Source organism: Nostoc sp., assembly GCF_036917515.1.
Lineage (GTDB): Bacteria > Cyanobacteriota > Cyanobacteriia > Cyanobacteriales > Nostocaceae > Nostoc.
The window spans coordinates 17,263-29,327 of record NZ_JBALDE010000242.1; the positions used below are offsets into that span (position 1 = coordinate 17,263).

7 protein-coding genes are annotated in these 12,065 nt (G+C 44.2%); 4 read left to right on the forward strand and 3 right to left on the reverse strand.

From position 1 onward, the window contains the following. Positions 1-32: 32 nt before the first annotated feature. The 4 genes from V7K89_RS31385 to V7K89_RS31400 all read left to right on the forward strand — a co-directional run bounded on the left by V7K89_RS31385 (position 33) and on the right by V7K89_RS31400 (position 9,295). The gene (locus tag V7K89_RS31385) at positions 33-257 is read left to right on the forward strand and encodes a hypothetical protein (RefSeq protein ID WP_335194349.1); all 225 of its coding nucleotides are present in this window, start codon (positions 33-35) and stop codon (positions 255-257) included. Positions 258-403: 146 nt separating this feature from the next. Next, complete coding sequence (locus V7K89_RS31390) at positions 404-4,348, forward strand: two-partner secretion domain-containing protein (protein WP_335194351.1); 3,945 nt, start codon at positions 404-406, stop codon at positions 4,346-4,348. A 99-nt stretch (positions 4,349-4,447) separates the two neighbouring features. Continuing rightward, positions 4,448-4,681, forward strand: coding sequence for a hypothetical protein (locus tag V7K89_RS36200; RefSeq protein WP_442941814.1), 234 nt, complete (start codon positions 4,448-4,450; stop codon positions 4,679-4,681). A gap of 135 nt (positions 4,682-4,816) precedes the next feature. Beyond that, a complete protein-coding gene (locus V7K89_RS31400; protein ID WP_335194355.1) occupies positions 4,817-9,295 on the forward strand; it encodes a two-partner secretion domain-containing protein in 4,479 nt (1,492 codons plus the stop codon). A 40-nt stretch (positions 9,296-9,335) separates the two neighbouring features. Here the strand turns inward: V7K89_RS31400 and V7K89_RS36205 are convergent, their stop codons facing one another. Genes V7K89_RS36205 through V7K89_RS31410 form a run of 3 tightly spaced genes read right to left on the reverse strand, consistent with a single transcriptional unit; the run spans position 9,336 to position 11,969 of the window. After that, positions 9,336-9,623 carry a hypothetical protein gene (locus V7K89_RS36205; protein ID WP_442941815.1) on the reverse strand — a complete coding sequence of 96 codons (288 nt, stop codon included), beginning with the start codon at positions 9,621-9,623 and terminating at the stop codon, positions 9,336-9,338. A 54-nt stretch (positions 9,624-9,677) separates the two neighbouring features. Continuing rightward, complete coding sequence (locus V7K89_RS31405; protein ID WP_335194357.1) at positions 9,678-10,451, reverse strand: DUF928 domain-containing protein; 774 nt, start codon at positions 10,449-10,451, stop codon at positions 9,678-9,680. Between the two features lie 12 nt (positions 10,452-10,463). Next, the gene (locus V7K89_RS31410; RefSeq protein ID WP_335194359.1) at positions 10,464-11,969 is read right to left on the reverse strand and encodes a CHASE2 domain-containing protein; all 1,506 of its coding nucleotides are present in this window, start codon (positions 11,967-11,969) and stop codon (positions 10,464-10,466) included. Positions 11,970-12,065: the final 96 nt, after the last annotated feature.

Consider the following 12,065-nt stretch of genomic DNA (forward strand, 5'->3'; position numbering starts at 1 on the left):
GATTGCAATCTGATTTTTTTCATCGAGCTGCAATGCCATTGTATTGGCTGACAATGCGATCGCATCAACTTACAATGCCATTGTATCGACTGACAATGCGATTGTATCGACTGACAATGCCATTGTATCGACTAACAATGCGATCGCATCGACTGACAATGCCATTGTATTGGGTGACAATGCCATTGTTTCGACTAACAATTCGATTGTATCGACTTACAATGCGATCGCATCGACTGATGAATTATGGTGTATAAATTTATGTATATCAATTAGCAAGTTTTGCGTAAAACTAAGGCGATCGCAACTGAGAATTATCTACAGGTGACTGTAACCACTGTAAACCGACATTAGTGGTGTGACATAACCAAAATTGCAACTGCTGTTTGCTTAAAGGGGTGCAATGTCCAAGATAAGTATTCGTTGGGGCTGGTTTATCGGAATTGCAATATGTGGTTCAAGCATTTGCAGTCCAAATTCCGCTTTTGCCCAAATTATCCCTGATGGCACTTTGCCTGATAACTCTAGTGTCAAATTAGAAGGAAACAACAACATCATTTCAGGAGGAACCCAAGTAGGTGGCAACTTGTTCCACAGCTTTCGGGAATTTACTGTTCCGATTAACGGCGCTGCTTTGTTCAATAATAAAGCAGATATTCAAAATATTATCAGTCGCGTAACGGGTGGATCAGTCTCTAATATTGATGGGTTAATTGGCACTAAGGGCACAGCTAATTTATTTTTGATAAATCCTAATGGAATTGTATTTGGTGAGAATGCTCAATTAAATGTTGGTGGTTCCTTTGTGGCGAGTACAGCAAATGCACTGCAATTTGGAAATCGAGGATTTTTTAGCGCTACTGAGCAAAATATTCCTTCACCGTTATTGACTATTAATCCTTCAGCATTGCTGTTTAATCAGATAAATCAAAACGCAGCGATTCAAAATAACTCAGTTGCACCCACAGGAAAAGATCCAGCAGGCTTTGATGTATTTGGTTTACGAGTACCAGCTGGAAAAAGTTTACTGCTGGTGGGTGGTAATGTCAGCATGGATGGGGGAGAATTAAATGCTTTTGGTGGGCAAGTTGAGTTAGGAGGGTTGGCCCAAGCTGGTACTGTAGGGCTGGGTGTAAATGGCGATAATCTCAGCTTAAAATTTCCTGATAATGTTGCGCGAACTGAGGTATCCCTTACCAATCAAGCAGGTATATATGTAGATGGCGCTGGTGGCGGTAATATTGTAGTGAATGCCTCTAATCTAGAAATTTTAGGACTAACTTTTTTAAGTGCTGGTATTGGGCAAGGTTTGGGAACACCTGAAACTGTTGTTGGAGATATTACCCTCAATGCTACCGGGCAAATCAAAGTTGCTGGGAGCGGGGTTGGCAATCGTGTGCGTTCGGGTTCAAAAGGTAATGGAGGTAACATTACTATCGAGTCTGGTTCCTTGTCGCTACAAGATGACGCTGCACTTGTAGCTGAAACCCTTGGACAAGGGAATGCGGGGAATGTGACAGTACGTGCACTAGATAATGTTTCCCTTACAGATGCTGGCATCTTCAGCACGGTATCATCAGGGGGTGTAGGTAAAGGTGGCAATATTGATATCAATGCTGGAACATTATCACTAATTGATAGCGCTAGCCTGTTAACCTCTAATCGTAGTGCATCTGCTACGCAGCCAGCAGCACGAGGGGATGCGGGGAATGTCAATGTTTTGGTAACAGGCGCTGTTAATATTGCTGGGAAGAAAAATGGTTATCCTAGTGGGATTTTTAGCGATGTAAATACGGGGACTGTTGGCAATGGAGGTAATATTACTATTGACTCCGGTTCATTCTCGTTACGCAATGGCGCTGCACTTGTAGCCGAAACTTCGGGACTTGGGAATGCGGGGAATGTGACAGTACGTGCACTAGATAATGTTTCCCTTACAGATGCTTCCATCCTCAGCACGGTGGGATCTGGGGGTGTAGGTAAAGGTGGCAATATTGATATCAATACTGGAAAATTATCACTAATTGATGGCGCTCAATTAGCAACCATTACTCGCGCTGCATCTGCTACGCAGCCAGCAGGACGGGGGGATGCGGGGAATGTCAATGTTTTGGCAACAGGCGCTGTTAATATTGCTGGGGAGAAAAATGGTTATCCTAGTGGGATTTTTAGTCAGGTGGAAACTGGAACAGTTGGCAATGGGGGTGATATTACTATCGATTCTAGTGATTTCTCGTTACGCAATGGCGCTTTACTGAATGCTTCAACTTCGGGACTTGGGAATGCGGGGAATGTGACAGTACGTGCACTAAATGCTGTTTCCTTTGCAGATAATGCTTACATCTTCAGCACGGTGGGATCTGGGGGTGTAGGTAAAGGTGGCAATATTGATATCAATGCTGGAACATTATCACTAATTGATGGCGCTCAATTAGCAACCGCTACTCGCGGTGCATTTGCTACGCAGCCAGCAGGGCGGGGCGATGCGGGGAATGTCAATGTTTTGGTAACAGGCGCTGTTAATATTGCTGGAGAGAAAAACGGTTTTGCTAGTGGGATTCTCAGCTTTGTAGATACGGGGACTGTTGGCAATGGAGGTAATATTACTATTGACTCCGGTTCATTCTCGTTAAGCAATCGCGCTCGACTTTCTGCCTCAACTTCGGGACTTGGAAATGCAGGGAATGTGACAGTGCGGACACGAGATGCTGTTTCCTTTGCAGATAATGCTTACATCTTCAGCACGGTGGAATCTGGGGGTGTAGGTAAAGGAGGTAATATCGACATCAATGCTGCAACCCTATCACTAATTGATGGCGCTCAACTGCAAACCCTAATTCGTGAAGCATCTGATACCCAGCCAGCAGGACAGGGCGATGCGGGGAATGTCAATGTTAAAGTTACTAGTGCTGTTAATATTGCTGGGGTGAAAAACGGTTTTATCAGTGGAATTGGCAGCTTGGTGCAAACGGGGACAGTTGGCAATGGGGGTAACATTACTATCGATTCTGGTTCCTTCTCTCTAAGTGATGGTGCTCAACTTTCTGCCTCAACTTCGGGACTTGGAAATGCAGGGAATGTGACAGTGCGGACACGAGATGCTGTTTCTCTTGCAGGTAATGCTGTCATCTTCAGCACGGTGGAATCTGGGGGTGTAGGTAAAGGAGGTAATATCGACATCAATGCTGCAACACTATCATTAATTGATGGCGCTCAACTGACAACCATTACTCGTGAAACATCTGATACCCAGCCAGCAGGACGGGGCGATGCAGGGAATGTCAATGTTAAAGTTACTAGTGCTATTGATATTGCTGGGGTGAAAAACGATATTGCCAGTGGGATTCGTAGCTTGGTGAAAACGGGGACAGAAGGTAATGGGGGTAACATTACTATCGATTCTGGTTCATTCTCTCTAAGTGATGGCGCTCAACTTTCTGCCGAAACCCTTGGAGAAGGGAATGCAGGCACAATTAAAGTTAATGCTGCTGATTTTTTCACTATTTCTGGCAATGCCAACTTTACTAGTGGCTTGTTCGTTAACTCCCAAACTACCACGGGTACTGCTGGAGATATTATCGTCACCTCACCCAAAGTTACCTTAGACAACAGTGGCACACTCAACGCCCAATCTGCATCAGGTAACGGTGGCGACATCAACTTACAAACTGATTTACTGCTTCTGCGTCGTGGCGCTCAAATTTCTACCACCGCAGGCACAGCAGAAGCTGGTGGTAATGGTGGCAACATCACTATCAATGCCCCGTCAGGCTTCATAGTTGCCGTTCCAAGCGAAAATAGCGATATCACTGCTAATGCTTACACAGGCAGTGGTGGGAAAGTAGATATTCAAGCCTTTGGAATCTATGGCATTCAACCCCGCTCTAACCCAACTTCCCTTTCGGACATCACCGCTAGTTCTGAGTTTGGTGTAAGTGGCACTGTAGAACTTAATACACCTGATATTGACCCTAACAGTGGCTTAGTTAACTTGCCAACCGTACCAGTTGATACCTCTGTAGCACAGACTTGTCAAGCTGGTGGAAATTTAGCTAAAAGCAGTTTTACAATCACTGGACGCGGTGGCTTGCCTCCTAATCCAGGTGAAGCTCTTAACACTGATGCAGTGAAAGTAGATTTGGTGAGTCTCAATCCAAACCGTGATAAGCGCAGTAGCTCATTTGTTCCCAGCAAAATAACTACCCCCGCACCAGAACCGATCATAGAAGCTACTGGTATGGTGCTAAACGAAAAAGGGGAAGTCGTGCTGAGAGCAAATCTTCCCACCACTACGCCCCATAGTCCTTGGTTGAAGCCTGCATCTTGCAGAGCAATTCATAATTCGTAATTCGTAATTTAATAAAGTCAGATTGCAATCTGATTTTTTTCATCGAGCTGCAATGCGATCGCATCAACTGACAATGCCATTGCATCGACTAACAATGCGATCGCATCGGCTGACAATGCGATTGTTTTGACTAACAATGCGATTGTTTCGGCTAACAATGCGATTGTTTCGGCTAACAATGCGATTGTTTCGGCTGACAATGCCATTGCATCGATTAACAATGCGATTGTTTCGGCTGACAATGCCATTGCATCGATTAACAATGCGATTGTATTGGGTGACAACGCCATTGCATCGACTGATGAATTATGTTGTATAAATTTATGTAAATAAATTAGCCAGTTTTGCGTAAAACTAAGGCGATCGCAACAGAGAATTATCCAGAGGTGACTGTAACCACCCTAAACCGACATTAGTGGTGTGACATAACCAAAAGTTTAGCAACTGCTGTTTGCTTGGAGGGGTGCAATGTCCAAGATAAGTATTCGTTGGGGCTGGTTTTTAGGAATTGCAATATGTGGTTCAAGTATTTGGAATACAAATTGCGCTTTTGCCCAAATTATCCCCGATAGCACTTTGCCTAATAACTCTAGTGTCAAATTACAAGGGAACAACAGCATCATTGAAGGAGGAACCCAAGTAGGTGGGAACTTGTTCCATAGCTTTCGGGAATTTTCTGTACCGACTAACGGTGCTGCTTTGTTTAATAATAGAGTGGATATTCAAAATATTATCAGTCGGGTAACGGGTGGATCAGTCTCTAAGATTGATGGCTTAATTTACGCTAATGGCACAGCTAATTTATTTTTGATAAATCCTAATGGAATTGTATTTGGTGAGAATGCTCAATTAAATGTTGGTGGTTCCTTTGTGGCGACTACAGCGAATGCACTGCAATTTGGAAATCGAGGATTTTTTAGCGCGACTGAGAAAAATATCCCTTCACCGTTGTTGACTATTAATCCTTCAGCATTGCTATTTAATCAGATTAATCAAAACGCAGCGGTTCAAAATAACTCAATTGCATTTGCCGGAACAGATCCAGCAGGCTTTGATGCATTTGGTTTACGAGTACCAGATGGAAAAAGTTTACTGTTGGTAGGTGGAAATGTCAGCATGGATGGGGGAGAATTAAATGCTTATGGTGGACGAGTTGAATTAGGAGGATTAGGCGAACCTGGTAGTGTAGCGCTGAGTGTAGATGGTGATAATCTCAGTTTGAAATTTCCTGAGAATGTTGCGAAAACTTCGGTATCCCTTACTAATCAAGCTGCGATATATGTAGAAGGCACTGGTGACGGTAATATTGCAGTGAATGCTAGGAATCTAGATATTTTAGAAGAAAGTATTTTAAGCGGTGGTATTGGGCAAGGTTTGGGGACACCTGAAACAATTGGAGGAGATATAACGCTGAATGCTACCGGGTCAATCAAAGTTGCTGGCGGGAGTAATGTTCGTAATCTTGTAGATTTGGGGTCACTTGGCAATGGGGGTAATATTACTATCGATTCTGGTTCATTCTCTTTAAGTGATGGCGCTCTACTTACTGCCTCAACTTTCGGACAAGGCAATGCAGGGAATGTGATAGTGCGGACACGAGATGCTGTTTCTCTTGCAGATGCTTACATCTTCAGTACGGTGGAATCTGGGGGTGTAGGTAAAGGTGGCAATATTGATATCTCAGCTGCAACCCTATCACTAATTGATGGCGCTCAACTTCAAGCCTCAACTTCAGGACTTGGCAATGCAGGGAATGTGACAGTGAGTGCCAAAAATGCTGTAATTCTAGCAGATGCTAGCATCTTCAGCACGGTGGAATCTGGGGGTGTAGGTAAAGGTGGCAATATTGATATCTCAGCTGCAACCCTATCACTAATTGGCGCTCAACTTGAAGCCTCAACCCTTGGACAAGGCAATGCAGGGAATGTCAATGTTAATGTTACTGGGTCAGTTAATATTGCTGGAGAGAAAAACGGTTTGAAGAGTACGATTTTCAGTCGGGTAGAAACAGGGACAGTTGGCAATGGAGGTAACATTACTATCGATTCTGGTTCATTCTCTCTAAGTGATGGCGCTCAACTTCAAGCCTCAACTTCAGGACTTGGTAATGCAGGGAATGTGACAGTGAGTGCCAAAAATGCTGTAACTCTAGCAGATGCTGACATCTTCAGCACGGTATCATCAGGGGGTGTAGGTAAAGGTGGCAATATCGATATCTCAGCTGCAACCCTATCACTAATTGATGGCGCTCAACTGCAAACCGCTACTAGTGAAGCATCTGCAACAGCGCCAGCAGGACGGGGGGATGCAGGGAATGTCAATGTTAATGTTACTGAGTCAGTTAATATTGCTGGAGAGAAAAACGGTTTGAAGAGTGCGATTTTCAGTCGGGTAGAAACGGGGACAGTTGGCAATGGGGGTAACATTACTATCGATTCTGGTTCATTCTCTCTAAGTGATGGCGCTCAACTTCAAGCCTCAACTTCAGGACTTGGTAATGCAGGGAATGTGACAGTGAGTGCCAAAAATGCTGTAACTCTAGCAGATGCTGACATCTTCAGCACGGTATCATCAGGGGGTGTAGGTAAAGGTGGCAATATCGATATCTCAGCTGCAACTCTATCACTAATTGATGGCGCTCAACTTACTGCCTCAACTTCAGGACTTGGTAATGCCGGGAATGTCAATGTAAATGTTACTGGGTCAGTTAATATTGCTGGAGAGAATAACGGTTTTGTTAGTGCGATTTTCAGTCAGGTGGAAACGGGGACAGTTGGCAATGGGGGTAACATTACTATCGATTCTGGTTCATTCTCTCTAAGTGATGGCGCTCAACTTCAAGCCTCAACTTCAGGACTTGGTAATGCAGGGAATGTGACAGTGAGTGCCAAAAATGCTGTAACTCTAGCAGATGCTGACATCTTCAGCACGGTATCATCAGGGGGTGTAGGTAAAGGTGGCAATATCGATATCTCAGCTGCAACCCTATCACTAATTGATGGCGCTCAACTGCAAACCGCTACTAGTGAAGCATCTGCAACAGCGCCAGCAGGACTGGGGGATGCGGGGAATGTCAATATTAATGTTACTCGGTCAGTTAATATTGCTGGAGAGAAAAACGATTTGAAGAGTGCGATTTTCAGTCGGGTAGAAACGGGGACAGTTGGCAATGGGGGTAATATTACTATCGATTCTGGTTCATTCTCTCTAAGTGATGGCGCTCAACTTCAAGCCTCAACTTCAGGACTTGGTAATGCAGGGAATGTGACAGTGAGTGCCAAAAATGCTGTAACTCTAGCAGATGCTGACATCTTCAGCACGGTATCATCAGGGGGTGTAGGTAAAGGTGGCAATATCGATATCTCAGCTGCAACCCTATCACTAATTGATGGCGCTCAACTGCAAACCGCTACTAGTGAAGCATCTGCAACAGCGCCAGCAGGACTGGGGGATGCGGGGAATGTCAATATTAATGTTACTCGGTCAGTTAATATTGCTGGAGAGAAAAACGATTTGAAGAGTGCGATTTTCAGTCGGGTAGAAACGGGGACAGTTGGCAATGGGGGTAATATTACTATCGATTCTGGTTCATTCTCTCTAAGTGATGGCGCTCAACTTCAAGCCTCAACTTCAGGACTTGGTAATGCAGGGAATGTGACAGTGAGTGCCAAAAATGCTGTAACTCTAGCAGATGCTGACATCTTCAGCACGGTATCATCAGGGGGTGTAGGTAAAGGTGGCAATATCGATATCTCAGCTGCAACCCTATCACTAATTGATGGCGCTCAACTGCAAACCGCTACTAGTGAAGCATCTGCAACAGCGCCAGCAGGACTGGGGGATGCGGGGAATGTCAATATTAATGTTACTCGGTCAGTTAATATTGCTGGAGAGAAAAACGATTTGAAGAGTGCGATTTTCAGTCGGGTAGAAACGGGGACAGTTGGCAATGGGGGTAATATTACTATCGATTCTGGTTCATTCTCTCTAAGTGATGGCGCTCTACTTCAAGCCTCAACTTCAGGACTTGGTAATGCAGGCACAATTAAAGTTAATGCTGCTGCTAATGTCACTATTTCTGGTAAGAGTTCAAACTTTAACAGTGGCTTATTTGTTGACTCCCAAAGTCCGACGGGTACTGCTGGGGATATTATCGTCACCTCACCTAGAGTTACCTTAGACAACAGTGGCACACTCAACGCCCAATCTGCATTGGGTAACGGTGGCAACATCAACTTACAAACTGATTTACTGCTTCTGCGTCGTGGCGCTCAAATCTCTACCACCGCAGGCACAGCACTAGCTGGTGGTAATGGTGGTAACATCACCATCAATGCCCCGTCGGGCTTCATCGTTGCCGTCCCAAGCGAAAATAGCGACATCACTGCTAATGCTTACACAGGCAGTGGTGGGAGAGTAGATATTCAAGCCTTTGGGATCTATGGCATTCAACCCCGCTCTAATCCAACTTCTCTTTCAGATATCACCGCTAGTTCTGATTTTGGTGTAAGTGGCACTGTAGAACTTAACACGCCGGATATTGACCCTAATAGTGGCTTAGTCAACTTGCCAACTGTACCAGTTGATACCGAGGTATCACAGACTTGTCAAGCTGGTGGAAATTTAGCTAAAAGCAGTTTTACAATCACTGGACGCGGTGGCTTGCCTCCTAATCCAGGTGAAACTCTTAACGCTGATGCAGTGAAAGTAGATTTGGTGAGTCTCAATCCAAACAGTGATAAGCGCAGTAGCTCTTTTGTTCCCAGCAAAATAACTACTCCCGCACCAGAACGCATCATAGAAGCAACTGGTTTGGCGCTAAACGAAAAAGGGGAAGTCGTTCTGACAGCAAATCTTCCCACCACTACGCCCCATAGTCCTTGGTTGAAGCCTGCATCTTGCAGAGCAATTCGTAATACTTCGGCTACGCTCAGTACAAGTTCGTAATTCGTAATTTAAGAAAGTCAGATTACAATCTGGTTTTTTTTCATTGAGCTGCAATGGCATTGTATCGACTAACAATGCGATTGTTTCGACCTGCAATGGCATTGTATCGACTAACAATGCGATTGTTTTGACTTGCAATGGCATTGTATCGACTGACAATGCGATTGTTTTGACTTGCAATGGCATTATATCGACTGACAATGCGATTGTTTTGACCTGCAATGGCATTGTATCGACTAACAATGCGATTGTTTTGACTTGCAATGGCATTGTATCGACTGACAATGCGATTGTTTTGACCTGCAATGGCATTGTATCCATTGAAAATACGATCGCATCACCTTACAATCCCATTGCATCGACCTGCATAAATGAGCTTACCTTACTCACTCTCTAAATTGCAGCACTCCACCTTTGGTTCAGTTGCAAAATCATTCAAACCAACAGCTTGCAACAGCGCCGTCCAAGAAGTATCTTCCGAATTGGGGCGACGCAATTCACTAGCAGCACTCAGCGCTTCATACCAAATACCATTAGCTGCATAAAGGTTTACTTGCTGGCGTGATGTTGCTTTTTCTAATTGAGTTTTTAAAGCAGGCTTTAGTTGCTCCCGTTTTACATAGCCTTCAACATTAGCAATAATTTGGTTATCCTTTTGACAGTAAATGTTGAAATACCAACGATACCGCTTACCTGTTTCTAAAGGTGCTGCTTTTGAGGGCAAACGAAAGCTAACTACTCCAGGTGTCCCCGTTAAAGAAGTTTTATAAGTAGTCTGATTTTCTGCTTCATCTTCTAGCACAAACTCTCCAAATGCAAAGTCGGATGCATAAGGAACATAAAATAAGAAACTAGGATGCTCTGCGATCGTTGTTCCAAACACCAATTCTGAGTTTGAATAAATAGGTACTAAAGCTGTGAGCCGCTTTTGAGAAGAAGTCATGCGCTTACTTGTATCCTGACTACAGCCACGACTACCTGCTTCCCCTCGCTTACCTGGTTCCCCAATGTCTGGTGGTGGAGGCGGCGCAGCGAAAATCAGTGATTGATTTAATTGTCCTTTGGGGTTTTCAGGCTGTGCCTGCACTTGCATACAGCTAAGAAGTAATAAATTAATGGCGAGGAAAAGTTGAATCTTTTGCACAAACAATTTCATTTATTTTATACCTCAAGTTGTAGAAATCAGTTGTCGCTGACCTTGTTGTGTAGATAGGTAAATCACTACTGTGCTACCAGTAAGCACTAAAACTAAGGTTGACGGAACTAGGGGAACCCAAATGCCTTGATAAAAGAGAATTAAGCAAAGAATGTATAAGCCTCCAAGTACGCCTGCTGCCGTAACTAATAGATATAGTCTCGAACGATAGCGCCAAGTGATTGACTGCAACACAGCGTAGCCAATCGCACCTCCAACCACAGACCAACTCCAAATCCATAACACTTCAACCCAAACAGGCATAACTGATATCAAAGGTCGGCCATCGAGCGCAGCACTCACCAACTGACTCACCATTTGTGCTTGCAGAATTACTCCTGGTACTTCCTGAGAAAAACCCTGTTCGGTCATGTAGGGGGTGGGACTATAATCACGGAAGCTTTGGGCAGTAGTACCAATGAGAACAATTCGGTCTTTGACTTGTTCGGGGTTGACCTTTCCTCTAAGAACATCTGTGAGTGTGACTTGAGGGGCAATTTCTAAAGGTGAACCTTGGAAAGAGCGGTAATTAAGCAATATTTGATAGCCCCCGATATCCACTTTTTGATAGCTGCCCATTTGCGATTCTGTTTTGGAGCCATTTCGCGATCGCAACCGTTTGAAAACGATGTTACCTAGCTGCAAATCTCCTTGGGGAGTGTATTTCACAAAAATCCCTTTTTTTTTCTCCAAATAGTGAAATGCCAGTTGGGCATTAAGGGCATAGCGTGCAGTACAAGGAGATGTTGGGTTAGCTGGCTGCATTGCTAATAAATGACGACGCAAAACATTGTCTGAGTCTGGAACAATATCACTAAATCCTTGGCGTTCTGGTGGAACTCCTTTTGGAGGTGAAACTCCGGGATAGTTTTGGGTGCGATCGCTAACTTTGCAAATAGCAAAGAAATTGTCATCAGTTTTCCAACGAGTGGTTAAAGAAGCCTCATTGGGTTGTACTGGTTCAGGACGATAAATATCCAAGCCAATGGTTCCGGCTTGGTACTGTGCAAGTTTATCTAACAGTCGCGCCAGTGCAAGATTTGACAGTGAGCCACTTCTTTGCTTCTGCTCTGGGAGGTCAAGATCGTCTTCAGTTACAGTGACGATCAATAGGCGCGAATCTTGCTTTTCCTGTGGACGCGATCGCATAAATTTGTCATATAAGAGCAACTCCCATGTTTGCAATCCTCCTTGATGTCTTACTCCCAGTACACTAACAGTTATCAGCAAGCTCAACAGTAGCAAGGTTCCAAGGCGGCGAATGTTGGGAATTCGCGGCTTTGCCCAAGTCATTGGCACTACAGCATGATGTTCGCTAATTACTGGCAACCAACTTGCACCTGGATATTCCTTTTCTATTCCTTTAAGCCTTTGTCTGGCAGTACGAACCGCAGCATATATCGATTGTCCTGCTGAAAAAACCTCTAGAAAATGCTTTAAAAATTTTTGAGCTACCTTATCTGGTACTGGTTCCCGCATGACAATATAGCAGTTCCTGCTTGAGTGCAATACAGTATGGGATGATGGAGTATATCAACGTCTAAGTGCCTGTAGAATGAAACCTTACTCCTGTGA